The organism is Delftia tsuruhatensis NBRC 16741, from assembly GCF_001571325.1.
GTDB classification, from domain to species: Bacteria; Pseudomonadota; Gammaproteobacteria; order Burkholderiales; family Burkholderiaceae_C; genus Comamonas; species Comamonas tsuruhatensis.
In genome coordinates this window covers 1-25,686 of record NZ_BCTO01000037.1, presented here as the reverse complement: position 1 = coordinate 25,686, position 25,686 = coordinate 1, and the positions used below count along the sequence as shown (strand labels likewise).

Genomic DNA, 25,686 nt, shown 5'->3' with positions numbered 1-25,686 from the left:
AACGAGGAGAACTGCGATGCATCACAACTGGAGACTGGCGGCTCTGGTGGGCCTGATGGCCACCTGTACCGGCCACAGGGCCTACGCTATCAATTTCGAGACCGAAGGTCTGAGGGGGTCTTTCGATTCTTCCATTTCACTGGGCACGGGAGTGCGCGCCCAGTCGTCGGCCTGTGGATTGGTCGTTGCCGGGGCCACGGGCAACGGCGCGCCTTCGGGCTGCCTCTCGCCCACATCCGGGATCGGCGATCAAGGCAACCTGAACTATGGCAGGGGCGATGCCTTCACCACCTACCTTAAAGGCAGCCACGAACTGCTGTTGAAGTTCCCGGAGGATGTCACGGTGATGGCGCGGGCCAACTGGGTGCGTGATTTCTCCGCGACACATACGACAGGCGTGCTCAGCGCGACCACGCCGCCCGGCATGGGTGGCCTCACCGGCAGTGCAAGCGAGGATCTGCGTTTCAAGGCCCGCTTGCTGGATCTCTGGGTGAGCAAGTCCTTTGCCATCGGCGAGCGGCAGGCGCGCGTCCGTGTCGGCAACCAGGTAATCAACTGGGGAGAGAGTCTCTTTTTCCCTGGTGGTATCAACGCCACCAACGCATTGGACTACATGCGCCTGGCACAGCCTGGCGTGCAGTTGAAGGAAGCCGTGCTGCCGGCGCCCATGGCCAGCTTCGCGACTGGATTGGGGCACGGGCTTAATCTGGAAACCTATGCGCAATTCGGCTGGAACAAGAGCTATCTCCCTCCGGTGGGGAGCTACTGGTCTTCGACGAATTCCCTGGGCAAGGGGATGGAAGACTTCGGATACGCAGGCAGCAAGGCTCGCAATGGTGGCCAATGGGGGGCGTCGCTGCGCTGGCAGCCGCCGGGGTCGGAGCTAAACCTGGGTCTCTATGCCCTGAACTACCACGACAAACTGCCCGCGCTGAAGATTGATCAAGCGACCTTCGCACCGTCCTGGGTGTATCCGGAGAACCGCAGGCTGTACGGCATCAGCGCGAATTTCCCCGTGGGCGATTGGGCCGTGGGCACCGAGCTGTCGTATCGGCCCCGGGATGCCGTGGCCCTGAGCCCCTTGGCTGGCTGCGCTGACCGTGACGGCCGCTGCTGGGTGGATGAGAAGCGCTTTCAGTGGCATCTGACCGGGATCTATGCCTTCTCGCCCGCCAATACGCCGGATTTTCTGAAGCTGATCCGCGCCCAGGCGGCGAACCTGATGGTCGAGACCGTCGTGGTGCACTACCCCGGCATGCGGCGATCCTATGGCGGGGATCCCGTGTCCGCCGGCTATTGGGGATGGGGCCAGGAAACCGATCCCACGGCGGCGCCGCTCACCGGCGGAACGCGTACCTCGGCGGGTATCGCGCTCGACTTTAGCGTGACTTACGACGGAACCCTCATCCCAGGCTGGCAGGTCATCCCGGAGATCTACTACTCGCGGGCACTGACGGGCCGCACGCCGAACGCGTCGGCGATGTTCATGAAGGGGGCCCAACAGATGAACCTGATCGTGACGTTCATCCAAAACCCCGCGAAATGGCAGTTCGCCGTCAACTATGCACGCTTCTGGGGCGGCTCCTCGCCTTTCGATCAGCCCTTGCGCGACCGCGCCTTCGTCGGCGCCGTGCTGACTCGAAATTTCTGATGGGGAGCCGAACGTGACTTTTGCCGAGCGAAATTCCAAACGCGGCCTGCTGAAGCGTTTGGAAAGCTGGTTGTTTCAGCGGCGCGTAGCGGTGCTGGGTGCGCTTGCCTTGCTGACGGTAGGCATGGGCTGGTTCGCCAGCCAGCTGCGGATGGATGCGGGCTTCGAAAAGCAATTGCCGATCGGGCACGAGTATGTGCGGACCTTCAACGACTACCGCAACGACCTGCTCGGCGCCAACCGACTGATCATCGCGGTCAAGGTCCGCAAGGGGAACATATGGAGCCCGGCGGCACTGCAGCGCCTGTATGACGTGACGCAGGCGGTGACGTTCATGCCCTACGTCGAGCGCGCTAGCGTGCAGTCCCTGTGGACGCCAAACGCCTTTGTCAACGAGATCACGGAAGAGGGCTTCCGCGCCGACCCCCTGGTGCCAGGGGACGTGACGCCCGACCGGCTGGACGAGCCAACCATCCAGGCCATCGCGCGTTCGACGGCCCAGGGGGGCTTCGTGGGAACCCTGGTCTCACGCGACCAGTCCAGTGCCATGGTGACGGCCGATCTGTCCGAAGTCGATGCCCAGGGCCGGCACATGGACTATGTCGAATTCAACCATGAGCTCGAGCGCGTCTTGCGTGCGAAATTTGAAGACGACGCCTTCGAGATCCAGATCATCGGCTTTGCCAAACAGATCGGCGACATTGCCGATGGTGCCTCTGCGGTTCTGCTGTTCTGCGGTGTGGCGCTGCTGCTCACTGCACTGGCGGTGTATGGCTACTGCCGCTCATGGCGGCTGACCCTGCTGCCCATCGTCTGTTCGCTCTCCTCGCTGGTATGGCAGTTCGGGGCCCTGCGGATTCTGGGCTATGGCCTCGATCCCCTGGGTGTGCTCGTCCCTTTCCTGGTGTTCGCGATCGGGGTGTCGCACGGCGTGCAGCAGATCAACCACATCGTGCGTGAAGTGGCCCATGGCAAGAGCTGCGACGAAGCAGCCCGCTCGGCCTTCACGGGTTTGTTGATCCCCGGGACGCTGGCCCTGGTGACGGCCTTTGTCACCTTCATCACGCTGCTGATGATCCCGATCCCCATGGTTCGCGAGCTGGCCATCACCGCTGCGCTGGGCGTGGCATTCAAGATCGTGACCAACCTGGTGATGCTGCCCGTGGCAGCCTCGCTGATGCAGGTCGATCAGGCCTATGCGCTTCGCGTCGAGCAGTTGACGGTACGCCGGCAGCGTTGGTTGCGCCTGCTGGCGCAAGTAGCCGTTCCGCGCAATGCGGTCGTGGTGCTGGCCATTGCAGCTGTGGTGCTGGGGGCCGCAGTCTGGAACAGCCGCGACCGTGTCGTCGGTACGCTCGAAGCAGGCGCCCCCGAATTGCGTCCCGAGTCCCGGTTCAACCGCGATGCATTGGCGATCGCATCTGGATACGACCTGGGACTGGACTGGATGAGCGTGATTTTCGAGGCGCCTCCGCAGTCGTGCGACAACGTCGCTGTCGGCCAGTACCAGGACCGTTTCGTCTGGGCAATGCAAGGTGTGCCGGGCGTGCTGTCGATCAACTCATTCTCGTCGGCGCTGCGCCAGTACAACGAAGGCTACAACGAAGGCAACCCGAAGATGGGGGCGGTCCCCATCGACGGCGGCAACTACGCAGCGCTGGCCGTGGAGATCGCGCGCAGTCCAGGGCTCATGCGCAAGGACTGCAGCATGACGGCCGTGCATCTGTTCCTCTCGGACCACAAGGCCACCACCATCGAAGGCGTGGTTTCGGCAGTCAAGGCGTTCCGCCAGCGCGAACAGCTGCCAGGCGTCGCGATTCGCCTCGCGTCGGGCAACGCCGGCGTCCTGGCCGCAGTCAACGAGGAGATCGAACACAGCGAACTGCCCATGATGCTGTACGTCTACGCAGCCATCATCGGACTGATCCTGCTGGTCTACCGGGATGTGCGGGCCGTGCTGGTGTGCTGCCTGCCTTTGGCGATCAGTACCTTCATCGGCTACTGGTTCATGAAGGAGCTGCAGATCGGCCTGACCGTTGCCACGTTGCCTGTCATGGTGCTCGCGGTAGGGATTGGCGTGGACTACGCGTTCTACATCTACAACCGGCTGCAGCTGCACATGGCCAGCGGGCAAGGCATCGTCAAGGCGCTGGAGCGTTCCATCCTTGAGGTCGGGGCAGCGACCATTTTTACGGCGATCACGCTGGCCATCGGCGTGGCGACGTGGAGCTTCTCGTCGCTGAAGTTCCAGTCGGACATGGGCAAGCTCCTGGCCTTCATGTTCATGGTGAACATGGTGATGGCCATGACGGTGCTGCCGGCATTCGCGGTATGGCTTGAGAGGGCGCTGCCGCGCCGGGGGCCGGTCCGGTCCGTGGGCCTGATGGCGCATTGAACGCGGGGATGACGATGACAAGACGTTTGTACAAGTGGGCGGCCTGGGGACTGGCAGGGGCCATTGCCTCCGCGGCCTGGGCAATGGACGAAGTCAAACCCGTACCGGCCATGACATCTGCCATCGCGACTCAGGCGGCCATCCTGGGCAGCACCTGGGCGGGAACACGGGCCGTGGCGGTCGGCGATCGCGGCGTTGTGCTGCTTTCGGACGATGGTGGCGCACGGTGGCGTCAGGCGCGGTCGGTGCCGGTCTCCTTCACGCTGACATCGGTGAGCTTTGCCGATGCGCAGCATGGCTGGGCCGTAGGGCACGGCGGGTCGGTGATCGTGACGCGCGATGGCGGAGAAACTTGGCGCGTTCAGCGGGTCGTCACGACGGAGGATCGGCCGCTGTTCTCCGTGCACTTCTTCGATGCACATTCCGGCGTCGCGGTTGGGCTGTGGTCGCTGGTTCTGGTGACTTCCGATGGCGGTGAAACCTGGCAGGAGCGGCCATTGCAGCCTATGCCCGGCGCCAAGAAGGCCGACCTCAATCTGCTGGGCCTCTTTGCCGGCAGCGATGGCGCGCTCTTTGCCGCCGCAGAGCGCGGCCAGGTCCTGCGCAGCGACGACCGCGGTGCCACCTGGACATACCTTTCCACGGGCTACAACGGAAGCCTTTGGTGCGGTGCCATGTTGGCGGATGGTGCGCTGCTTGTCGGCGGGCAGCGCGGCACGCTGCTGCGCAGCGAGGACCACGGCCAGACCTGGAAGCCATTGCGGCTGGATACCAAGAGCTCAGTCACCGCAATCGCGGGCGCGTCGCAGGGCGTGACGCTGGTGGGGCTCGACGGACTCCTAGCGCGCAGCGGCGATGGCCGCGATTTCACGATCGAAACCAGGCCCGACGGGGTGGCGATCACCTCCGCGCTGGTGACGCCGCGCGATGGGGGCAGACAAGCGCTGCTGTTCACACGCCGAGGCGTGGTGCGCGGCGGCGGGCCGCCCTAATGCACTGGCGTCCATTGCCAGCCTGAGGCCTGGCCTTCGCCCATCTTCAATTTCATCCAAACAGGAGACAAACGTGATCACCCAACCTCAGGCCGCGCTCGTGAGCGGCCAGCATCTCGACTTTATTGTCGTGGGCGCCGGCATCTCGGGTCTTGGTGCGACATACAACACGCACAAGCGATTTCCCGATCATTCATTCGCCGTACTCGAAGCCATGGACGGATTCGGGGGCACCTGGTGGACGCATCGCTACCCTGGCGCGCGTTCGGACAGCGATTGCTACACCTACGGCTACAGCTTCAAGCCCTGGGAAACGGGACGCGCCATCGGCACGGCCGACGAGATCCGCGCCTACTTAGGTGAGCTGATCGAAGAGAACCAGCTGACGCGCCACATCTACTACGGACACCGGATCACGGCAGCCCGGTGGTCGTCCCAGGACAAGTGCTGGACGCTGGAAGTCACTCGTATCCATTCGGGCGAAACGCTGACGCTGACGACGAGTTTTCTGTGGATGTGCTCGGGCTACTACGACCACACCAAGGGCTACACGCCCGAGTGGTCCGGCATGGGTGAATTCAAGGGGCAGTGGGTGCATCCGCAGCACTGGCCCCAGGATCTGGACTGCACGGGCAAGCAGGTGGTCGTCATCGGTTCAGGCGCCACGGCCGCTACCTTGATCCCGTCGTTGGCGGACACCGTTGCACACGTGACCATGTTGCAGCGCTCGCCCACGTTTTTCGCGGCAGATTCCCCTATCCATCCGCTGGAGACACAACTGCGCGAACTGGATGTGCGTCCCGACTGGGTGCACGAGATCATGCGGCGCGCATTCGTTGCCAAGGTGGACAGCGAAGTCCGCATGTCCTTCGAGCATCCCGAGGAAATGCGCGCGTGGATTCTTGAGCAGGCGCGAGCCCTCCTGCCTGAAGGCTTCGACGTGGACAAGCATTTCAACCCGAGCTATCGCCCATGGCAGCAACGCATCGCGCTGGTTCCTGACGGTGACCTGTTTGCGGCCATCCGCTGCGGCAAGGCTTCGGTAGTGACCGACGGTATCGAGCGCTTCGACGCCACGGGCATCCAGTTGACCAGTGGAGCGCATCTTGATGCCGACATCGTCGTCACCGCGACGGGCTTCAACATGCAGATGTTCGGAGGCGTGCCATTTTTCGTTGACGGCGAGGCGGTGGACTTCACCAAGCGTGTCAGCTATCGCGGCGTGATGATCGAAGGCATCCCCAACATGGCCTACGTCATGGGCTACTTCCGCTCAAGCTGGACGCTGCGCGCAGACCTGGTCACCGACCTGGTGTGCCGCATCGCCGAGCACATGCAGAGGGAGGGTCACAGCATGGTGGTTCCCACCGTGCCTACCGCGGACGCTGACATGCCGCGCCTGCCCTGGATCGATTCGGAGAACGTCAACTCGGGCTACATCATGCGTGCCCTGCACCTGCTGCCCCGCCAGGGCGATCGTCATCCCTGGAAGCAAGGCCTTGAGTACGAAGAGGAGCGTGTCTCGTTCCCCTCGGTGCGGCCTGACGAAGAGGCCCTCACATACCGCTGATCGCTCGTGACGCCTGCGACCCCTTCATCGCTCAAAAAAGAAAGCCATTCCATGTCACTCGATCCCCATATCGCCGGCGCCATGAAGATGCTGGCCGAGGCTGGCGCGAAGCCGCTGCACGAAGGCACGCCCGAGGAGGGCAGGGCCTTCTATCTGGCGACGACGGCCGGCGCACTGACGCCCGAGCAAGTCGTCCCCGTGGCCCGTGTCCAGGACATCACCGTCGGTGGCGCTGTCGGGCCACTGAAGGCCCGCGTGTACCGCCCGGAAGGCGAGGGCCCGTTTCCGACCGTGGCCTATTTCCACGGCGGCGGATTCGTCATTGGCGACCTGGACACGCACGACAACATCTGCCGTGACATCTGCCGCGGCGCGAGTGCCGTGGTGGTGTCCGTGGACTACCGGCTGGCGCCCGAACATGCGTTTCCTGCAGGCATTGAAGACGCCGTCGCGGCCACGAAATGGATCGTGGCGCATGCGAGCGAGCTGGGCGGCGGCCGCATCGTCGGCGTCGCTGGCGACAGCGCGGGCGGCAACTTCTCGGCGGTCGTCGCCCAGCAACTGCGCGATGAAGGTATCCCGCTGGCAGCGCAGTTCCTCATCTACCCCGCTGTGGATCATGTGGCGGCGCAGTACCCCAGTGTCGCGGAGAACGGCGAGGGATATCTGCTCGATGTGGCCACCATCAATTGGTTCTATGACCACTACGCGGGCGACTATCCAGACCCGATGGATCCACGCCTGGCGCCGTTGCAGGCCAAGGACTTGAGCCGGCTGGCACCGGCGCTGGTGGTCACGGCGCAATTCGATCCATTGCGCGACTCGGGCGCTGCCTACGCGGCGGCCATGAACGCGGCCGGCAGCCCCGCAAAACATATGCCGGGTCCAGGAATGATCCATGGCTTCTTTGAAATGGGACCGTGGTCGCCTGGCGCGCAACAGCTGATGCAGCGAAGCATCCAGCAATTCGGGGCGATGTTGCATGAATGAAGCGAGGGCCGTCACGCCTGTGCCGGCTTGAGATCAACGAGCTCGACGCTCACCGAGGCCCAATCACCATGAATACGATTTTTCTTTTGCTGGCCGATGTGCTGCTGATCCTTGCCGGGATCATCTATGGCGCGAAGTTTCTCAAAAAGCGCAATTATCTGTGTGGGATCGAATGGTTCGTCATGGCCATCTCAGGCACCCACTTCCTGTTGTGGGCGCTCTTGGGATGGGATTTCGGCTACAGCGTTGCGCATTTCTTCGATGCGTTCTCGCGGTCCTTCGGTTTTCCTGTGGTCGCGGTCGCGGGCATGATGGTGGTGACCCACAGCTACCAGCCCTCGCGCCTTGCGGATGTCCTGTATTTCCTGCTCGGTTTCGCAGGCGCTGCCGTGCTTGTGGCGGCCGACCATGCGCCGGCGTTCGCGGTCTACAAGCCGCCGTTCTACCTTCTGATGTGCTTGGTCTTCCTGGCCTATCTGGCGTACTTCGCCTGGAGGCTGCACAAAGCGGGAGAGGCGCTGCATGCGATGGGAACGGTGTTCGTTGCGCTGAGCGGCCTGGCCATCGCCGTCTTCTACGACTATGTCCCGATACCCGGCGACGACGCGGATCGCACGGTGTTCTACACCGCAGCCTTGTCCGTCTGGGCTTTCATGATGGTCGAGCTGTACTACGGCTATTGCGCACTCGAGCGTGCCACACAGGCGCGGTTCAGCGCCTATGCCCGTGAGCCGCTTGCCAAGACCCGTTTGCGCCGTCACGCCTGACAGCGCGCAAAGCCCCCCTCATCGCTTAATCCTTTGGAGTGCAATCATGGCTCACTGGCCAGACCTGGCTTCCCGTTCCCGGGAACTGTATGAACGCGGCTTGAAAGTGCTGCCCGGCGGCATCACGCGCACATTGCCATGGCAGGAACCTTTTCCGGTCTATGCCTCGTATGGCGAAGGGGCCTACGTGGTCGACGTCGATGGAACGCGCCGCCTTGACCTGCTGAACAACTTTGCCTCTCTGATCCACGGTCACGCGCATCCAGGCGTCGTGCAAGCCGTCCGTCACCAGGTCGGCAATGGAACGGCCTTCACGCTGCCCACGGAGCAGGAGGTCGCGCTGGCGGAAACCCTATGCGGACGGGCAGAGAGCTTCGAGCAGGTGCGATTCTGCAACTCGGGTTCGGAAGCCGTCATGAGCGCGATCAAAGCCGCCCGTGCGATCACGGGCCGGTCCAAGATCGTCAAGGCGGAGGGCGTCTATCACGGTGCCTACGACTATGCCGAGGTCAGCCTCGATTCTTCACCGTCGAATTGGGGCGAGGATCCGAACTCGATCGGCTACTCAAAAGGGGTGCCCAAAGGGGTGACCGACGATGTTGTAGTCATCCCCTTCAACGACGTCGAGGCCTCCGAGCGAATCATCCGCGCAAATGCCGCAGACATCGCGGCTGTCCTGCTCGACGCAGCGCCCAGCTATTTGGGATTCATCCAGGTCTCCCCGCGCTTCACCGACATGATTGAACGTGTGACCCGCGAGATCGGAGCACTTTTCATTCTTGACGAAGTCATCTCGTTCAGGTCTCACACGGGTGGCGCTCAAACGCTGCTGGGCATCCATCCGGATCTGACCACCTTGGGCAAGATCATTGGTGGCGGCTTCCCCGTCGGCGCAGTGGCGGGACGGCGTGAGCTCATGCAGATCTACGACCATCGCCAAGGCAAGCCCGGCTTGCCGTGGAGCGGCACCTTCACGGCCAATCCGGTCACGATGACCGCGGGCAAAGTCACGCTGGATCTGCTTGACGACAGCGCGATCGATCGCATGGCACAGCTGACTTCCCGGCTGGTGGGGGCGCTGAACCAGGCATTCGCGCGGTCCGGCTTTCCAGGGCAGGTCACAGGCTTCGGGTCGAGCTTCATGGTGTTCGGCCATCAACGGCAGGTGACCGATTACCGCTCCGGCTATTCCAGCCCTGAGGAAACAAAGCGCGTTGTCGCACTTCAACGCGCCTTGACGCTGGCGGGCTTCCATATTGCCCGCACCGGTAAGGCATTCCTTTCCACCCCGATGACCGAAGCGGACATCGAGAGCTTCATCAGCGCCGTCAGCCGCATCGTCGATGCGCGGCTGGAGCCGGTGGGCGCGGGGGTGGTGTCATGACTTTTCCCAAGAACCTGCGAGCGAGGGCCACACTGTGACGGACTACATCATTGTCGGCGGCGGGTCCGCAGGCTGTGTTCTGGCGAATCGACTGTCCGCGAACCCGGACGTCGAAGTCACGCTGATCGAAGCCGGTGGCTGGGACAGCAGTCCCTTCATCGGCATGCCGGCCGGCTATTTCCAACTGATGAAAACCGGGCAGATCGACTGGGGCTACAACACCGAGCCCCAGGAGCATCTTGCGGGCAGACGGCTGTTCTGGCCGCGTGCGAAAGTGCTGGGCGGATGCAGTTGCGTCAACGGCATGGTCTATATCCGAGGCAGCGCCACGGACTACGACCATTGGGCGGCTTTGGGCAACAGTGGTTGGTCCTTCGAGGATTGCCTGCCCTATTTTCTTCGTGCCGAGAACTGGAACGGCCCCAGCAGTCCCATCCATGGACACGACGGTCCGTTGCATACCAGCCGCTACGGTGTCCAGCACCCCTTGTCGAAGGCGTTCGTGGAGGCGGGCCTCCAGGCCGGATACCCGTACCGGGACGACTTCAATGGCGGTGAACAGGAAGGCTTTGGCCCCTGCGACAGCACGATCAAGGCCTACGGAAACAAGGGGATCCGGGCGAGCACGGCTTTCGCTTACCTGCATCCGGTCAAGGACCGAAAGAACCTCAAGATCATCACCAAGGCATTGGCCACCCGGGTCATCGTCGAGCATGGCCGCGCGGTCGGCGTCGAGTTTCTTCGCCGTGGCCGCAAGGAAGTTGTGCGTGCGCATCAGGAGGTGCTGCTTTCGGGCGGCGCGATCAACTCGCCGCAGCTGCTTCAGTTGTCCGGCATTGGCGATCCGTCGCATCTGCGCGCTGTGGGCATCGACGTCACGGTGGCATTGCCTGGCGTGGGCCAGAACCTGCACGATCACCTCTCCGTCGGAGTGCAATGCCGCTCGACGCAGCCCAACTCGCTCCTGACCTATGTGCGTCCCGTTCGTGCTGCCGCCGCCCTGGCGCGGTACATGTGGGACAAGGGAGGCCCTGGCGCGTATCACGGCGTGGAGGCGCTGGCCTTCGTGAAAAGCCAGCCCGATCTGATCGCCGCGGACATCCAGTACCACTTCGAGATGATCATGTACCGCGAAAACGGTCGGGTCATCATTCCCGAGCACGGTTTCACGCCCCTGTTCAACATCTCGCGCCCCAAGAGTCGGGGCTGGTTGAAGATCCAGTCGGCGGACCCCACTCAGCACCCGCGCCTTCAGCCCAACTATTTCTCGGATCCGGATGACATTCGCATCTATCGCGAGGGGATTCGTGTCGGCCGGGAAGTGCTGGCGCAAAAGGCGTTCGATCCCTATCGCGGCGTGGAGTACGCCCCCGGACCGCAGGCCACGACCGATGCCCAGATCGACCAGTACCTGAGGGAGAACGTCGAATCCGTCTACCACCCGGTAGGCACTTGCAAGATGGGCAGCGACGAGATGGCTGTCGTGGACGATCGGCTGCGCGTGCGCGGCGTGAGCGGCCTGCGCGTCATCGATGCATCCATCATGCCGACCATCGTGAGCGGCAATACCAATGCACCCACGATCATGATCGCCGAAAAGGCGGCGGATTTCATCCTCGCTGCGGGCTCCCGCGGCGCCAAGGCCGCGACCGCGGTCGCCGCCGTTGCGGCCTAGCGGTCCGCGGCATATCCCCTCAACCTCATCCCGTAGACAGGAGACTCGCGTGTTTGACCAAGAACTGCTGATCGGTTCCGCCTTTGTCGTGGGCGCGGAAACCAAGGAGAAGATCCTTAATCCAAAGACCGGGGCGCTGCTGACCGAATTGGCCGAAGCCTCGCTTGCGCAGGTCGATGCGGCGGTCGAGGCAGCGTCCAAGGCCTTCACCGCCTGGTCTCGAACCACGCCTGCCGAGCGATCGCGCCTGCTGTTGAAGCTGGCCGATGCCATTGAGAGCGCCGGCGAGGAATTCGCGACGCTCGAAGCGCTCAACTGCGGCAAGCCGCGCATCCGCGTGCTGGAGGATGAGATCCCGGCGATCGTCGATTGCTTTCGCTTCTTCGCCGGCGCCGCACGAACGATGCACGGCGCTGTGTCCGGCGAATACGTTGCCAACCACACGTCGATGATTCGCCGAGACCCGATCGGCGTCGTCGCATCCATCGCGCCCTGGAACTACCCTCTGATGATGGCGGCCTGGAAATTGGCACCCGCGATTGCTGGCGGCAATACGGTCGTGATCAAGCCTTCGGAGCAGACGCCCCTGACGCTGCTGAAGCTTGCGAAGATCATTGCGGACATCTTTCCCGCCGGTGTCGTCAACGTGGTCACGGGGCGCGGCGCGAGCGTGGGCGATGCGCTGATCCACCATCCGAAGGTGGCGATGGTCTCGCTCACCGGCGATATCGGCACGGGCAAGAAGGTGCTGCAGGCCGCGTCCAGGATCGTCAAGCGGACCCACCTCGAGCTCGGCGGCAAGGCGCCCGTCATAGTCTTCGATGACGCCGACCTGGCCAGCGTCGTGGAAGGCGTCAAGGTCTTCGGCTACTACAACGCTGGCCAAGACTGCACCGCCGCCTGCCGCATCTATGCCGGCAAGAAGATCTATGACAAGCTCGTTGCCGACCTTTCCGATGCGGTCAAGAGCCTCAAGTTCAATCAGCCCAACGATGACGACAACGACCTGGGCCCACTGATCTCGGCCAGGCAGCAATCCCGCGTCGAATCCTTTGTTCAGCGGGCGTCTGAAAACAAGCACATCGAGATTACGGCGGGCGGCCGCGTGGGTGGTGGTAGCGGCTTCTTCTACGAACCCACCGTCGTGGCTGGCGCGCTGCAAGGCGACGAAATCGTCCAGCGCGAAGTCTTCGGTCCCGTCGTCTCGGTGACGCGATTCGACGATGCCGATGAAGCAGTGCGCTGGGCCAACGATTCCGACTATGGCCTGGCCTCATCGGTCTGGACCCAGGACATTTCACGCGGCATGGCGACGGCCGCCCAATTGCAGTACGGCTGCACCTGGATCAACACGCACTTCGTGCTGACGAGCGAAATGCCGCACGGCGGCGTGAAGTCATCGGGCTACGGCAAGGATCTGTCCATGTACGCACTGGAGGACTACACGGTCGCGCGGCATGTCATGGTCAAGACAGGCTGAAACGATGCACAGGGTCAACGCGATCGCCGGCGCCCATGTGGCGCAGATCGAGGGCGGCAAGGGCGGCAGCCTCGAGCTTTTTTACTTATTGAAAACTGGTCAAAACACAAGGAAACAGGAACAGCATGCTCTCGCAATCAGCTCCTCTCGATGAACCTCTGGACGTCCTGATCATTGGGGCGGGAGTTTCCGGCATCGGCCTTGCCGCCTATCTGCGCCGAAAACAGCCCGGAAAACGCTTTTCCATTCTCGAGGCTCGAGAGCGGATTGGCGGAACATGGGATCTGTTCAAATATCCCGGCATTCGATCCGACTCGGACCTCTACACCTTCGGTTTCGACTTCAAGCCCTGGGTCAAGAACAAAACGCTGGCGGACGCACGGGACATCCTCGAGTACCTTCGCGAAACCGTTGAGGAGTTCGATCTGGGGCCGGTCATCCAATACCAGCAGCAGGTGGAATCGGCGGACTGGCTGAGCGGTGAGGGCCTTTGGGCGGTCCGGGTCCGCGACGGAATCGGCGGCGATGTCCGCACGGTCAGGACCCGCTGGCTGTTCAGCGCTGGCGGCTACTATCGATACGATCAAGGCTACAGCCCGCGCTTCGAAGGCTCGGAACGTTTCAAGGGGCGGATCGTGCATCCGCAGCATTGGCCTGAGGATCTGGACTACTGCGGCAAGCGCGTCGTCGTGATCGGCAGCGGCGCCACGGCAGTGACGCTCATCCCGGCGATGGCCGATCAGGTGGCGCACATCACCATGCTGCAGCGCACGCCTTCGTACATCATCAACCAGCCTGCTACCGACTCCGTCGCCGGCTTCCTGCAAAAGATACTGCCGGCCCAAACCGCCTACTCGCTGACCCGCTACAAGAACGCCAGGATCACTCTGGGGTTCTGGAGCTTTTGCCAACGCTTTCCGAAGCTGGCCCGAAAGCTTCTCGTGGGGCTCGTGCGCCGGGACCTGCCGAAGGGGTACCCCGTCGACGTGCACTTCAACCCGCCATACAACCCTTGGGACCAGCGGCTGTGCTCGGTGCCCGACGGTGACTTGTTCAAATGCCTCAGTTCGGGCAAGGCGTCCGTGGTGACCGACCAGATCGAGACCTTCACCGAATCGGGCATCCTTCTCAAGTCGGGCAAGGAAATCGAGGCCGACATCATCGTCACGGCCACCGGACTCAACGTCCAGCTCTTTGGGGGAGTGGCCTTGCGCAAGGATGGGCAGCCGGTGGTGTTGAGCGAAACATTGGCCTACAAGGGAATGATGTTGTCCGGTGTGCCGAACTTTGCCTTTGCCGTCGGCTACACCAACTCGTCTTGGACGCTGAAGGTCTGCCTGCTGTGCGATCACTTCTGCCGGCTCCTGGCTTACATGGATGAACATCGGCACGCCGTCTGCGAGGCACAGGCGCCAGAAGGGATCGAGACCCGCCCGCTGCTGGATTTCGGTGCAGGCTACGTGCAGCGCGCGTTGCACAGCGTGCCACGACAGGGACCCGGCGAACCTTGGGTCATGTCCATGGACTACTTCCGCGACGTCAAACTGCTGCGACGCGGGCGGGTGGCAGAAAAGTGCCTGGCGTTCTCGCCGGCCCCCGGCGCGAGTTCCCAGGCTCCGCTTGATCTGCGACTTTCAAAGGCTCGCGCATGAACACGGGAGACCTCTTCTGCAATATGGCCGATGGCCGACGCATCTGCTACCGCAGCCACGGCCCCGATGGTGGGGAGACGTTGATTCTGGTGGTGGGCCTGGGGTTGCAACTGACGTACTGGCCACAGGCCTTGATCGATGGTCTGGTAGAGGCCGGTTTGCGGGTGGTTGTCTTGGACAACCGCGACGCGGGACAGTCGTCCTTCACCGACGCCGAGCCGCCCAGCACATTCCAGCAACTCCTTCGCCGGCCCACGCGCGGCTACGACCTGGGGCACATGGCCAGCGATGTGGTCGGTTTGATGGATGCCCTGTCCATAGCCTCTGCCCACGTCATGGGGATGTCCATGGGCGGCATGATCGCGCAGACCCTGGCGGCGCGCCATGCCGAGAGGATGAAGTCGTTGACCTCCGTCTTTTCGACCACCGGATCATTGAAGGTCGGCCAGCCGGCGCTCAAGTCGATATTGCAGCTGATCCGTCGGCCGCCACGTGATCAGCGGGAGGCTGCTCGAGATTACGTCGACCTCTTGCGAGTGGTCGGCTCGAGCCTGGAGTGGAGCGAGCCTCGGCACCGGCAATATGCAGAACAAGCCTGGGAGCGCGGTGGTGGCCTGCGCAACAACGTCGGCACCGCGCGGCAGATCGGGGCAATCATCAATTCCGGTGATCGGACGGCCGAGTTGGGCCGCGTGCGGTGCCCCACGCTGGTCATCCATGGCGACCGGGATCTGATGGTGGCGACCAGTGGCGGTTACGCCACCGCAGCGGCCATCGGTGGCGCACGCCTGGTCATCTTGCCGGGCATGGGGCATGACATTGCACCGGGTCTGGTCAACATCCTCGTCGACCTGATCGCGGGACATGTGCGGTCCTGCCTGCGCCCTGCGAGCTAGGCGAGGGTGCTTGTCGGCCTTTGGGGCTTTGGCGCGCGCGACATCAGATCATGGTGGCGCCAAAGCCTTCAGCGATTCAACCAGCTCCTGGTAGGCCGGGGATTTTCGAACAGCCTCCGAACCTGCCTGCTGCAAGTCGCGGACGTCCTGTGCTTCGACCGTGAAGGCCGTCGGCACACGCAAAAGCCTGTAACGGAAACTGTCGTCGTCGACATCGTTCAGGCTTACGCTGACGACATATACCTCGCAATCTGCTGCAAACGGGCTGCCAGGCAAACCTCTGGTGCGCTGAATCTCGTTACGCCAGCGTTGCAGATCATCGTTGAGCATCGCCAGCGTCTGCTGGCTGTCGCGGGTCCCGGCACCAAAGATCAGTGTCTCCAATACCTGTGGAATGGTAGGGACCTGATCACTCTTGTCCACACGCTCGGCAAGCGCACGTGCAGAGTTGACTGTGACCAGCACCAGGCGATGGATGGAGCCAGCTTTTGCTTCAGGGAAGTTCGCGCCCATGGAGCCTACAGCGGTCATTTGATCGAGCAGCAAGCGAACGCCGAGGTTGTCGCTGACTCCGCCATCCACCAGGTGGATATAGGGGCGCTCCTTGGCATTGCGGTAGCTGACGGCACTGCGCCGCAATATGTGTGCGCGGTAGCCTGACGCGGGCTGGAGTACCGATGCTTTTACATCGGGACATTGGTCGGCATAGTTGCGTATGGCGACGGGCGACAGCAGCAGCGGTACGGCGGAGGACGCTGCAACTGCGAATGACAGTGGGGTAGCGTCAAGATCGGAGCAGATCAGCTGGAACTGTTCGGACGTGAAGTTGAAGGGGGCCCCGGTGGTCAGGTCGGTAGCCGTGATCATGAGGTCCGGTGCTCCAGGGCGCCTGCGAGCGTCGGCGAAGGTCTTGCCTTCGTAGAGCTTGTTCAGGCGATCCATCAGCAACTGCGTTCTGCCATACCAGGGTGAGGTCAATGTGTAGAGCTCACCAGGCCAGAACACATCGCGTATGAGACGGCTTTCGAATGGCGTGAGCAGGAATTCTGGCTCAAATCGCTTGAGCGTCGCGTCGCCAAAGGCTGCGTAGTGTGCGGCCAGGATGCTGCCACCTGACACGCCACTGATCAATACGGTCTCGTCCAGCAACGTCGTTGTGCGTTCTCCGATCTTGAACTCCTGCGCCTTGAGTTCACGCAGCACACCGAGGCCAAAGGCTGCGGCACGCGCACCCCCTCCGGACAAGGTCACGGCAACCATGACAGACTTTGGTTGATGCTGCTCGGCCGCTAGCACCTCCCGAGGCTGATGGGGATACGGTTCATTGATCCAGGGCCTGTAAGTGGAGCATCCTGCCAGCAATAAGATCGAAATGGCTTGCAGGGTGCGAGTCCAGGGTGAAGCTAACTTGCGCATGTGTATACCGTGAGGAAAGCCGGTGTCAATCTGCCTTGTCCTGGTGACCTGTACATGTTTTGCACATTTCAATCGAGCCGGATGGTGGGACGGAGCCGGGCATTCATCAGATCGACCAGCCACATCTGGCTGCCACGCCAGAAGCCATGCAGCTGGGCCTGGTGGCTGCGGTAAAGCAGTGCATGGCTCAGTTGCGCCAGGCGCCCTCTGAAGGTCACACCCTTGAACAAGCCTGTCTTGCCGAGCGAGCCATAGGCGTCATATTCACCCAGTGACACCAGGGCCCCCATATCACGGTACTTGAAATCCGGTGGTGATATGTCGTGCAGCAGTGCGGCTGGAAGATGGCGAATCAGGTGCTGCGCTTGTTGATGAGCAATCTGTGCGGTAGGAGGAAACGGCCGCTCGGCCCCCTCGGGTATCAGGCTGGCACAGTCGCCCAATGCATAGATGTCCGCGTCATGGGTAGTCTGCAATGAAGGGCGCACGATCAACTGATGGTTACGGTTGGTCTCCAGCCCATCCAGATCACTCAGAATCTCCGGGGCCTTGACTCCGGCCGCCCAAACCTTCAGTGATGCATGAACTTCCGTGTTGTCGCCCAACACGAAGCCGTGCGCATTGACCGCTGCCACACGCGTCGCGACCTTGACCTGCACACCCAGAGCTTCCAGCCGAGCTTGGGCACTGGCGGAAATATCTTCCGGAAAGGCCGCAAGGAGGCGAGGGCCGCTTTCTATGAGCGTGATGTTTATCCGCCTCTTCAGACCCTTGGCTCCATAGGCCTCTGCAGCGTCAGCCAAACCGACGAGTTCGGCAGCCAACTCCACACCAGTCGCTCCGCCACCAACGATGGCGATGGAAAGGGTGGCATTTTTCTCATTGCTGCCTTCGTGTCCCAGGCATTGGAGCAGCTGCGTGCGGATCTCCTGGTTGAATGCATCTGCCTGCAGGCGTGAGTCGATGGTGTAGCAGTGCTCGGCCGCACCCGGTGTGCCAAAGTCGTTTGCCTGGCTGCCTACTGCGATGATGAGCTTGGTATACGGAACGCTACGCTCCGGGACAAGCACCCGTCCGTCGGGTGCCAGCAGCGCCGCAATCTCCACTTGTCGCGACTCGCGGTCAACGCCCAGCAGTTCACCGGGCTCGTAAGAGAAATTGCAGGCATGTGCTTGTGCTATGTAGGCCGTTTGTTGCTGGTAAATATCGCGCGTGCCCGCTGCGATGGTGTGCAGCATGGGTTTCCACACGTGGGCGAACTCGCGATCAATCAGCAGGACTGGTGGCAGCTTGCTGCCGGAATTGGCACTCAGCTTGCCCATCGCCGTGGCTACGGCAAGACCTGCCACGCCACCACCTACGATGATGATCGGTGCTTGGGATGTATTCATGTCATGGTTCCCTGGGTAGAGATGTCCTGTCAGGCAGCTACCGCTTGGGCGTTATTGCGGCCTGTCAAGCGTGCCGCCCATTGGGCGATTCGGTCGCTGAACAGCAGTTCGTACAAGACAGGCACCAGGCCCAGCGTGATCAGGGTGCCGAGCATCAGGCCGCCGATGATGGTCACGGCCATGCCGGTCCACAAAGTGCCGGCAAACAGTAGCAGCGGGATCAGACCCACGATGCAGGTCATCTTGGTCATCACGATGGGGCGCAGTCGCGCTACCGCTGCCGCGACGACCGCTTCGCGCCGGGTCTTGCCCTCGGCCAGCTCTTCCTCGATCCGCTCGAGCAGCAGCACCGCGTTGTTGACGATGATGCCTGCCAGCGACAGCAAGCCGAACGTTGCCATGAAGCTCATGGGCTCTCCCGCGATCATCATCGCCGGCCCGACACCAATCATTGCGAACGGAATGATGGCGAGGATCAGCGCGAGCTTTCGGAAGGAACGGAACTGCCATAGGAACAGAACCAGCATGGCTACGGTTGCATGCGGTAGGTACTGCTCCAACGAGACGTTGGCTTCAGCGGAGTCTTCAATCTCTGCGCCCATTTCGATGCGATAGCCTGGTGGCAAGGCGATCTGGCTCACGACTGGAGCGGCAGCTTGTACCGCCTGCAGTGCCGTGCCATGGGTGCTGCGGCCCTCAACCGTCAAGGTGCGCACCAGGTTGCGGCGTAAGAGCGCTGCGGGCTCGAAGTCGAGGCTCACTGCAGCCATGGCCGAAAGTGGGTGCGGCGCCCCCCCATTGGCAGGATAGATGAGTGTATTGGCGAGGTTCTCCGCACTGGCGCGCTCGGAAGCCGTACCGCGTATGACCAGCGGTACCAAGGTGTCGTTGTCGCGCATGACGGATGCCTGAATACCGCTGTTGCGCGCTGCCAGCGTCGTCGCAATGTCTTCGCTGCTGATTCCCAGCGCTCGTGCCTTGGCTTGATCAATCTGTACATTCATGCGTGGAACACGGGGGCCCCAATCATCGCGAACCATCACCATTCCGGGAATAGGTCGCAGCGCAGCTTTCACCTGTTCGCCGATGGCTCGCAACACATTCTCGTCAGGCCCGGAGATCCGATAGGCAACCGCACCCGCGTCATTGCTGCTGCGCGAGAACAGCTTGGGGTCGATACGCACGTCCGGGTGATGGTCATTCATCCAGGCGGTGGTGCGTTCCATCACCGTCTTGAGTTGCTTGGCATCCTTCACCGTGACAGTGAAGTAGCCCACGTGAGAGGCTGGCATAGGAGGGGTCAGTGCCAGAACGACCCTGGGCCCGCCTTCGGCCACATAGCCAATGCTGGTGCTGACTTCGGGGTTCACCTGCCTGTCAGCGAGCCAGCGGCTCAGATCCTCTACCACCTGCTTGGTTTGTCGCGTGTCCGTGCCCGGCTGCAGCTCCAGCCCCATTTGGAACTGGGGGCGATCCGATGGCGGCAAGAAGCCTGCGGGCAGGTTGGCCAGCAGCAGCAGGGCACCGGTCAACAGCGCGACCATGAACCCCATGAAGATGGCTTTGTGCGCCAACAAGTACCGGATCACCTTGGCGTAGCCGGCATAGAAGCCGGTGAGCTGGGGTTCGGCGGGTGCATCGTGATTCTCGTCTGCCGGCTTGGGGTGGGCTTTCAGGAAGTAGTAGCAAAGCAGCGGAGTCACTGTCAGGCATAGGAGCCAGGAGCCGAGCAGGCACAGCCCCAGAACGATGACCAGCGGCTTGAGGTATTCATTCGTTGTGGTGTTTCCAAAGAAGAAAGGAGAGAAGGCCAAAATGATGACCAGTGATGAGGTCAACAGCGGAATGGCAAGCGTCCGCCCGGCTTCGATGCAGGCGTTGCGGCGGTCTTCACCCAATGCGAGTCGCCGCTCCACGTCTTCTACGATCACGATGCCGTTGTCCACCAGCAGTCCCAACGCAATGATGATGGCCGCCATGGATACCGAATGCAGTTCAATCCCCAGGCTGCGCATGATGAGCAGCGTGAGGAGAATCGTCAGCGGCACGATGCTGCCCACCACCAGGCCCGCCCGCCACCCCAGGAAGAGGACGACCACGATCATCACGATGACCACCGTCTCGCCCATCACTTGGTTCATGCGACCCATCTCGGTCTTGACCACGTCGGGCTGGAAGGTCACGTAGTCCAGGCTGAAGCCCGCAGGCAACTGGGCCTGCAGCTCCGTCACGCGTTGCTGCAATGCGGCGCCCACAGTCTTGACGTTCTGGCCTGATCGCATCGAGATGCCCAACACCACGGCATCCTGGCCCTTGTAGATGGCCGCGCTTTCCGGAGGATCGGCCTTTTGCACCTGGAGACGCGCCAAGGCGCCCAGACGGATTTGGGCAGGGCCAAGGTGCGACGCGTCGGCGCCCTGGCGTGCCAATGGCACCGACAACATGAAGTTTTCCAGTTCGGCGACGGAGCGGATTTCGCCCGATGCGATTACCACACTGTTGACGCCAGCCAGAACAGCCTGGCCCCCTGACTGCACCACGTTCTGCTGGCGCAGTTGTTGCAGCACCGCAGCGGGCGACAAACCCAGACCCGCCATGCGTGCACGGTCGAACTCAAGATAGACACGGTCCTCTTGCCAGCCGTGCACGCTTACGCCCTGTATGCCAGGTAAACGGAAGATGCCTTCTCGCAGCATCTTGAGCGGCTCGCGCATCTCGCTCATGGAGAAGTCCGGCGCTGTCACGGCAATCGACGCGATTGCCACGCGGCCGAAATCGTCATCGATCTGAGCAGGCAAGGTACCCGTGGGGAACAGGGGTTCCACCTCCTGCACCTTGGCACGCAATCGCTGCCATACCGGCATCAACTCCTTGACGTCTTCGCGCAAAGTAGCCTTCACCAGCACAGAGCCGGAGCGCACCGTGCTAACGACGTTTTTCAGTTCCGCCATCTGGCGCAGATTTTCTTCCACGGGACGGGCAATCAGCTGCTCCATGCGCTCGGAGGGCATGCCAGGATTGGAGATCATGATCACGGCATCACGTATCGTGACGGAGGGCTCCTCCTGCGAGGGAAAGCTCAGGAAGGTAAAGATCCCCGTAATCAAAATCAGCAGCGCGACAAAAAGGGTCAGCCTGCTGGATTGCAGCGCTCCTTCGGCCAGCTTCATGATTTCGCCCCTTTCAGGACAGTCTGGGGCACATGCACTACCACTTGTTGTCCAGCGTTCAGAAAGGCGGTGCCGGCGGTCACCACACGGTCCCCGACGGATAAGCCCTGGTCGATGACAACCCGCCCGTGGGACGTCAAGTGGCCTGCGGTCTTGATAGGTCGCAACTCCAGTTTGTTTTCCTGATCGATCACGTACACCTGGGCCTGAGACGCTTCAGTGCCAGCCATGACCGCAGTAACGGGCAAGGTCAGTGTGGCAGCCTGGGCTGGTTTCTGTGGTAGCTCCACCGACACCATTCCGCCGCTTCGAAGTCCGGGGCTGCTGCTTCGTTCTGTGCGCTGGACGCTGTAAATGGCCTGAACCAGTGAGCCGTTGTCACTGCGTGTGGACAAGTATTCGAGCACCAACGGGAAAGTGCGTTCGCCACTGCGGCCCTGCGCCTTATCACCCACAGCAAGCGTACTGGCGACGGTATCCGGAAACATGGCAACCACCTCCAGAGCACTTCCCGCCTGCAACTGCAAAATGGTCTGTCCGGCAGACACGTCGGAATGTGGCTGTGCTTGTCGGCCCACCACTTCACCATCAAAAGGCGCGGTGATTTTTGTCAGGCTCAGGTCACGGCGTGCCGATGCAAGTGCGGCATCTGCCGCATCGAGCTGGCTGCGCGCCAGTTGGTGCGCAGCGCGAGCAGACTGCAGGGCAGTGGGGGAGATGATCTTGTCATTGGCAAGCATCTCCTGTTGATGGAGTTGGGTGCTGCGCTCTAGCAGCGATGCGGCTGCTGCCGCACGGTCCGCAGCAGCTTTGTCCACGCGCCATCGGGCAGGTGACTCGTCCAGCCGCGCAATCACTTGACCTGCCCGCACACGGTCGCCCACTTCGACGGAAATGGCCGTGAGTCGGCCAGATGTTTCAAAACCCAGATCAGTGCGTTGGCGCGCGCGCAACGTGCCGACAAAGTTATCTGCGCGGGATGCAATGCCCGCTTCGCCAACGACCTCGATTTTCACCGGTTTGGGCGTAGCCGTTGTAGTGGCGGCATGTTGTGTGCAAGCAGCCAGCGTGACGGTCGATAGCACGCATGCCAGTAACCGGGAGATGGAGTTGAGAGAGAAATGCATGATTGGATGCGTGTGTGAATGGTTCAGGGCAGTTGTGCAATCAACTCTTCAACAGTCTTCCTGACGGCATTGCGCTGCTCAGAGGTGAATTGGTGAAGACGGAGCAAATCAATGAGTTGCATCCCATCCATTGCCAGACTGATCAGCAAAGCGCGGCCTGGATCGGCGCACTCACTGGCGATACCGTAGCTGCGCTCGAACAAGGCCTGTACAGGTGGCAGCAGGTCAGGATGAGAGAAATGGGCTTCAAGCAGGTTGCGCATCAGTCGCTGCAGCTGCGGGGGCATTTGGAACGTCATTTCGACCAGTTCCATCATGGCGGACTGCAATTCGCTTTGGCTCCCGCGGGAGGCGTCATTCACGCGCGATGCGCGCTGCTCTTCGGCGGCGCGGCTGTAGAGATCGATGGTTCGGGCCATGCTTTCCACCACAGCCACCAGGAGCTCGTCGCGGGTCTTGAAGTGATATATGAGACCGGCCTTGGTCACTCCCGCAGCGGCAGCAGCAGCTTCAATGGTCAGTTGCTGAACCCCGCGCTCACTCACCAGGGCGGTAGCGGCGTCAAGGATCTTGTCTCGGGAGCTTGGGCGTCTTGTCGTCTTGGTCATGAAAACTCCACTTGAAAACTTATCTATACGTATAGTATAGTAATGTGATCGCAACGTCAACGCCTGGTCCTCATATGCTCGAAATTTCTCCACGTTCCCAACGCTTTCTCCGTCGACCCCTGCTGCTTGGCGTTCTCAGCCTGGCCGCTCTTGGCTTGGGAGGCTGCGCGTCGGTTCCGCCCTCGGTCGGGCCTGACGCTGCATCGGTGGACGTGCCTGGGCAATGGGGTGCCCCATACCAAGGTGTTGCTGCCATCGACGCTGACTGGTGGACAGACTTCCATAGCGCTGAACTGGACCGTCTGGTCCGCATGGCACTGGATTCCAATCGGGATCTGCGCATCGCCACAGCCCGCATGGCCCAAGCCCAGGCACTGTTGGGAAGTGCTGAAGCCGAACGCCGCCCACAGTTGGGCGCCACAGCCGGTGCGCAGCGGGGGCGAGACAGCGCCGACGCAGTGAAGGCTGAACGCAGTTCCGTCGGTTTGCGCGCAAGCTGGGAGGTGGATCTGTTTGGGCGCGGCGCACTGGGCGTGGACGCCGCCAAGGCAGACATACAGAGCAATCGCCAGGCACTCGCTGCCGCGCGTATCGCTCTGGCTGCCGATGTCGCCACTGCGTACTTTGAACTGCGCACCCTGGATGCCCGCGTGGGGATGAGGCACGAAGTCATGACCTTGGCTGAGCGCCAGCTGCACGTGGCGCAGAAAAAATTTGAGGCGGGCCAGTCCAGTGCACTGGACGTTGAGCGCTGGAAGACAGAGCTTGCACAAGAGCGCGCGGCAGTCCAGCAAGTGAAGGGTGAGTTGCAAGTGCGTCAGCGACAGCTGGCGGTGCTGTTGGGCGCCAGCCAGCCACCGGTGCTGGATCTGAAGGCTGAAGCCGTCATGCCCCAGGCGCCCGCTCCCTTGCTGCCTGCCGATTTGTTGGAGCGCCGCCCTGATGTACAACGCCAGGCCCGCGCTCTGGATGCTGCGCTGGCACGGGTGGGTGTCGCCCGACGCGAGATTTACCCTCGCCTGCAGATCGCCTGGGCCGGAGCGCGCGAGCGGTTGGCGGCCATCGGTGGCTCCGCGTCTCCCATTTCCGTGGTGGGATACGGCATCTCGCTATCCCTGCCCATTCTGGACGGTGGCCGGATTCGCTCGAATGTAGAGATACAGGAAGCCCGCGCCCAAGAGGCAATGGCGGGGTACGAGCAGTCGATGATCTCCGCGCTGGCCGACGCCGAAACTTCGCTGGTGCAATGGTCGGCATCGGAAGCCAGTTTGCGCGAACTGCTGGATGCACGAGAGGCGGGCGACATGGCAGCGCAACGCGCGGCGCGCATGTTCGCTGCCGGCATGGCTGACGCCACGGCAGTGCTGGACACTCAACGCGAACAGCTGCGGGTACGGGACGCAGTCGCACAGGCCGAGGGGCAGCGCTGGACATCGGCCGTTCGTCTTCGCCGCGTGTTTGCCGGAACTGTCTGAATGCATCCCCTGTGCGCAAAAGCCGCGAATCGATCTGACATTCATATGCCTTGACGAACAGAGATGTCGGATGACCAAAAGGCAGAAGAGGTTGCGTATCGGGAAGGTTGGAGATGTTTTGCTTGCACGCCCATGACCATCGAACTGGATGACAAGCTGGCCAGTGCGCTGGCACTGGCGGTGTCTCAACACCCAAGAGCAAACCTTGAACAGCTTGCACGCGCGGCAGGTACTTCCAAGGGAACGCTTTACCGAATCTGTGCGACTCGGGAGGGGATGATTGATTTGTTGATGCAACGCACTGAACGGCACATGCGAGAGGCGCTGGAAAAGGCAGATCTCACGCGGCTACCGTTTGCTGATGCGCTTCATCGCCTGACAAAACACCTTATGACCCATCGTGAGCTCTACCTGTTCTGGAGTGCCGTTGTATCGGTCGACCTCGGAGATACCAAAGACCACGACATGAAAGGCTACGCGCTTTCCTTTTTTGGAGGTGCGCTCGAGGATTTTTTTTTAAGAGGGCAAAAGGCTGGCGTTTTCCGGATTGACATGTCAGCAAGATGGCTGGCGAAATCCTATAGCTTTTTGCTTTATGGCGCTCTCGATTCAGCCCAGAGAGGAGAGATTGCCACGTTGGGAATATCGGGAAGCGTGAACAAGATATTCCTGTGTGGTGCCAGTTCCGATCCTGCATCAGTCACATAGGGCAGGGTGCCTTGGCATCGCCGAAGGTGGTGCGTACTCTCTTGCCGCGGGTCGCGCCGCGCAGTCTCGTGCTGCATGGATCAGGCGCTTGACCGTGCAGCCGGACCACGGCAATGCCTGCGGGTGCCAGGGGCCACTCACCTTGTCGGTGCCTCAGACCTGCATGCTGGCGCATGCCATCCCCATTCCGAGTCCCTTGTCCAGCTCGGCGCCTTTCGCAGGATCGAAAAAGTGCATACCACGTTCTACAGATAAACCATTGCCACCCTCGCATCCTGGTCTGAAATGCCGGGAGAGGAACTGGCTGTTTCGATCCGGTTGCGCCCGGCCGCCTTTCCC

Annotated in this window: 19 protein-coding genes; 13 read left to right on the top strand and 6 right to left on the bottom strand. The window is 61.9% G+C overall.

The annotated features are described in order from the left end of the window. Nucleotides 1-16: 16 nt before the first annotated feature. The 11 genes from DTS01S_RS18565 to DTS01S_RS18515 all read left to right on the top strand — a co-directional run bounded on the left by DTS01S_RS18565 (nt 17) and on the right by DTS01S_RS18515 (nt 15,452). Nucleotides 17-1,651: a DUF1302 domain-containing protein gene (locus tag DTS01S_RS18565; RefSeq protein ID WP_017404978.1), complete on the top strand. Its 1,635-nt coding sequence runs from the start codon at nt 17-19 to the stop codon at nt 1,649-1,651. Between the two features lie 13 nt (nt 1,652-1,664). Beyond that, nucleotides 1,665-4,046 carry an efflux RND transporter permease subunit gene (locus DTS01S_RS18560; protein ID WP_017404979.1) on the top strand — a complete coding sequence of 794 codons (2,382 nt, stop codon included), beginning with the start codon at nt 1,665-1,667 and terminating at the stop codon, nt 4,044-4,046. Between the two features lie 14 nt (nt 4,047-4,060). Continuing rightward, nucleotides 4,061-5,038 carry a WD40/YVTN/BNR-like repeat-containing protein gene (locus tag DTS01S_RS18555; RefSeq protein ID WP_026062275.1) on the top strand — a complete coding sequence of 326 codons (978 nt, stop codon included), beginning with the start codon at nt 4,061-4,063 and terminating at the stop codon, nt 5,036-5,038. A 73-nt stretch (nt 5,039-5,111) separates the two neighbouring features. Continuing rightward, a complete protein-coding gene (locus DTS01S_RS18550; RefSeq protein ID WP_016452455.1) occupies nt 5,112-6,608 on the top strand; it encodes a flavin-containing monooxygenase in 1,497 nt (498 codons plus the stop codon). A gap of 51 nt (nt 6,609-6,659) precedes the next feature. Further along, a complete protein-coding gene (locus DTS01S_RS18545; RefSeq protein WP_016452454.1) occupies nt 6,660-7,598 on the top strand; it encodes an alpha/beta hydrolase in 939 nt (312 codons plus the stop codon). A 68-nt stretch (nt 7,599-7,666) separates the two neighbouring features. Beyond that, nucleotides 7,667-8,365 carry a hypothetical protein gene (locus tag DTS01S_RS18540; RefSeq protein ID WP_016445436.1) on the top strand — a complete coding sequence of 233 codons (699 nt, stop codon included), beginning with the start codon at nt 7,667-7,669 and terminating at the stop codon, nt 8,363-8,365. 46 nt (nt 8,366-8,411) lie between these two features. Continuing rightward, nucleotides 8,412-9,749, top strand: a complete 1,338-nt coding sequence (locus DTS01S_RS18535) for an aspartate aminotransferase family protein (protein ID WP_016445437.1) — start codon at nt 8,412-8,414, stop codon at nt 9,747-9,749. A gap of 34 nt (nt 9,750-9,783) precedes the next feature. Beyond that, nucleotides 9,784-11,424 carry a choline dehydrogenase gene (locus DTS01S_RS18530; RefSeq protein WP_016452452.1) on the top strand — a complete coding sequence of 547 codons (1,641 nt, stop codon included), beginning with the start codon at nt 9,784-9,786 and terminating at the stop codon, nt 11,422-11,424. 49 nt (nt 11,425-11,473) lie between these two features. Then, nucleotides 11,474-12,904, top strand: coding sequence for a gamma-aminobutyraldehyde dehydrogenase (locus tag DTS01S_RS18525; RefSeq protein WP_017404985.1), 1,431 nt, complete (start codon nt 11,474-11,476; stop codon nt 12,902-12,904). 125 nt (nt 12,905-13,029) lie between these two features. Next, nucleotides 13,030-14,556 carry a flavin-containing monooxygenase gene (locus DTS01S_RS18520; protein WP_016445441.1) on the top strand — a complete coding sequence of 509 codons (1,527 nt, stop codon included), beginning with the start codon at nt 13,030-13,032 and terminating at the stop codon, nt 14,554-14,556. Further along, a complete protein-coding gene (locus tag DTS01S_RS18515; RefSeq protein ID WP_016445442.1) occupies nt 14,553-15,452 on the top strand; it encodes an alpha/beta fold hydrolase in 900 nt (299 codons plus the stop codon). Before DTS01S_RS18520 ends, DTS01S_RS18515 begins: the two co-directional genes overlap by 4 nt. Before the next feature lie 48 nt (nt 15,453-15,500). Here the strand turns inward: DTS01S_RS18515 and DTS01S_RS18510 are convergent, their stop codons facing one another. The 5 genes from DTS01S_RS18510 to DTS01S_RS18490 form a co-directional block, all read right to left on the bottom strand. Then, nucleotides 15,501-16,712: a patatin-like phospholipase family protein gene (locus DTS01S_RS18510; RefSeq protein WP_017404986.1), complete on the bottom strand. Its 1,212-nt coding sequence runs from the start codon at nt 16,710-16,712 to the stop codon at nt 15,501-15,503. A gap of 224 nt (nt 16,713-16,936) precedes the next feature. After that, nucleotides 16,937-18,259, bottom strand: a complete 1,323-nt coding sequence (locus tag DTS01S_RS18505) for an NAD(P)/FAD-dependent oxidoreductase (RefSeq protein ID WP_026062277.1) — start codon at nt 18,257-18,259, stop codon at nt 16,937-16,939. Nucleotides 18,260-18,288: 29 nt separating this feature from the next. Continuing rightward, a complete protein-coding gene (locus tag DTS01S_RS18500; protein ID WP_017404988.1) occupies nt 18,289-21,429 on the bottom strand; it encodes an efflux RND transporter permease subunit in 3,141 nt (1,046 codons plus the stop codon). Then, the gene (locus tag DTS01S_RS18495; RefSeq protein ID WP_016452446.1) at nt 21,426-22,556 is read right to left on the bottom strand and encodes an efflux RND transporter periplasmic adaptor subunit; all 1,131 of its coding nucleotides are present in this window, start codon (nt 22,554-22,556) and stop codon (nt 21,426-21,428) included. The genes DTS01S_RS18500 and DTS01S_RS18495 overlap by 4 nt, the downstream gene beginning before the upstream one ends. Nucleotides 22,557-22,579: 23 nt before the next feature. Next, nucleotides 22,580-23,164, bottom strand: coding sequence for a TetR/AcrR family transcriptional regulator (locus tag DTS01S_RS18490; protein WP_016445447.1), 585 nt, complete (start codon nt 23,162-23,164; stop codon nt 22,580-22,582). 74 nt (nt 23,165-23,238) lie between these two features. Here DTS01S_RS18490 and DTS01S_RS18485 point away from each other — a divergent pair, with 74 nt between their 5' ends. Then, nucleotides 23,239-24,639: an efflux transporter outer membrane subunit gene (locus tag DTS01S_RS18485; RefSeq protein ID WP_254788030.1), complete on the top strand. Its 1,401-nt coding sequence runs from the start codon at nt 23,239-23,241 to the stop codon at nt 24,637-24,639. 132 nt (nt 24,640-24,771) lie between these two features. Then, on the top strand, nt 24,772-25,347 hold the full coding sequence (locus tag DTS01S_RS29765; protein WP_074931947.1) for a TetR/AcrR family transcriptional regulator: 576 nt from the start codon (nt 24,772-24,774) through the stop codon (nt 25,345-25,347). Nucleotides 25,348-25,500: 153 nt separating this feature from the next. Here the strand turns inward: DTS01S_RS29765 and DTS01S_RS31075 are convergent. Next, on the bottom strand, nt 25,501-25,686 hold a 186-nt coding region (locus DTS01S_RS31075; protein ID WP_218010587.1), incomplete at its 5' end, for a hypothetical protein.

Bases quoted from the DNA above. Each gene is read 5' to 3' on its own strand.
- DTS01S_RS18490 (WP_016445447.1), bottom strand. From the start codon at position 23,164: ATGACCAAGACGACAAGACGCCCAAGCTCCCGAGACAAGATCCTTGAC.
- DTS01S_RS18505 (WP_026062277.1), bottom strand. From the start codon at position 18,259: ATGAATACATCCCAAGCACCGATCATCATCGTAGGTGGTGGCGTGGCA.
- DTS01S_RS18515 (WP_016445442.1), top strand. From the start codon at position 14,553: ATGAACACGGGAGACCTCTTCTGCAATATGGCCGATGGCCGACGCATC.
- DTS01S_RS29765 (WP_074931947.1), top strand. From the start codon at position 24,772: ATGACCATCGAACTGGATGACAAGCTGGCCAGTGCGCTGGCACTGGCG.
- DTS01S_RS18555 (WP_026062275.1), top strand. From the start codon at position 4,061: ATGACAAGACGTTTGTACAAGTGGGCGGCCTGGGGACTGGCAGGGGCC.
- DTS01S_RS18500 (WP_017404988.1), bottom strand. From the start codon at position 21,429: ATGAAGCTGGCCGAAGGAGCGCTGCAATCCAGCAGGCTGACCCTTTTT.
- DTS01S_RS18510 (WP_017404986.1), bottom strand. From the start codon at position 16,712: ATGGTTGCCGTGACCTTGTCCGGAGGGGGTGCGCGTGCCGCAGCCTTT.
- DTS01S_RS18535 (WP_016445437.1), top strand. From the start codon at position 8,412: ATGGCTCACTGGCCAGACCTGGCTTCCCGTTCCCGGGAACTGTATGAA.
- DTS01S_RS18540 (WP_016445436.1), top strand. From the start codon at position 7,667: ATGAATACGATTTTTCTTTTGCTGGCCGATGTGCTGCTGATCCTTGCC.
- DTS01S_RS18565 (WP_017404978.1), top strand. From the start codon at position 17: ATGCATCACAACTGGAGACTGGCGGCTCTGGTGGGCCTGATGGCCACC.
- DTS01S_RS18520 (WP_016445441.1), top strand. From the start codon at position 13,030: ATGCTCTCGCAATCAGCTCCTCTCGATGAACCTCTGGACGTCCTGATC.
- DTS01S_RS18495 (WP_016452446.1), bottom strand. From the start codon at position 22,556: ATGCATTTCTCTCTCAACTCCATCTCCCGGTTACTGGCATGCGTGCTA.
- DTS01S_RS18485 (WP_254788030.1), top strand. From the start codon at position 23,239: ATGCTCGAAATTTCTCCACGTTCCCAACGCTTTCTCCGTCGACCCCTG.
- DTS01S_RS18545 (WP_016452454.1), top strand. From the start codon at position 6,660: ATGTCACTCGATCCCCATATCGCCGGCGCCATGAAGATGCTGGCCGAG.